Source organism: Streptomyces novaecaesareae (assembly GCF_000716875.1).
In the GTDB taxonomy this organism is placed as follows: domain Bacteria; phylum Actinomycetota; class Actinomycetes; order Streptomycetales; family Streptomycetaceae; genus Kitasatospora; species Kitasatospora novaecaesareae.
Genome location: NZ_JNWQ01000236.1, coordinates 1 through 366, shown reverse-complemented (window position 1 = coordinate 366; position 366 = coordinate 1). Strand labels below are relative to the sequence as shown.

At 68.3% G+C, this 366-nt stretch carries 1 protein-coding gene; it reads right to left on the bottom strand.

Features of this window, described 5'->3' with window-relative positions; all coding sequences use genetic code 11:
• Positions 1-265: 265 nt before the first annotated feature.
• Positions 266-355 (bottom strand): hypothetical protein, encoded by a 90-nt coding sequence (locus OP86_RS38965; RefSeq protein ID WP_267883131.1) that lies wholly within the window; start codon positions 353-355, stop codon positions 266-268.
• Positions 356-366 lie beyond the last annotated feature (11 nt).

Here is a 366-nt window from a genome sequence, read left to right as displayed (position 1 = left end):
CACATCCAGCTTCGGGTCATGCACCACCGGACACGAACCACGCAACCGCGCATACATCGGATAGGGATCGGCCAACTGGCCGTCGGACGTCGGATCGAATTCCATGTCGGTTGCCTCGGGTTCAGCCGGCTGCGGCCAGCGCGGGTGGGGTGCCGCACTCTCTTCGGGTGACGGCGCGGGACGGGGGTCGGGCGCCGGCGTACCAGGGCCTGTCTTCAGACCTCGCCGGTGGGGCGACGCGGGTCTGAAGACAGGCCCTGGCCGCTCACTGCTCGTGGAGGAACTCGCGGATCGCGTAGCCGACGTGGCGCTGGTCGGTCATGGTGTGGCCCAGGATGACGTCGCCCTTGCGCAGCTCGGTGAAGT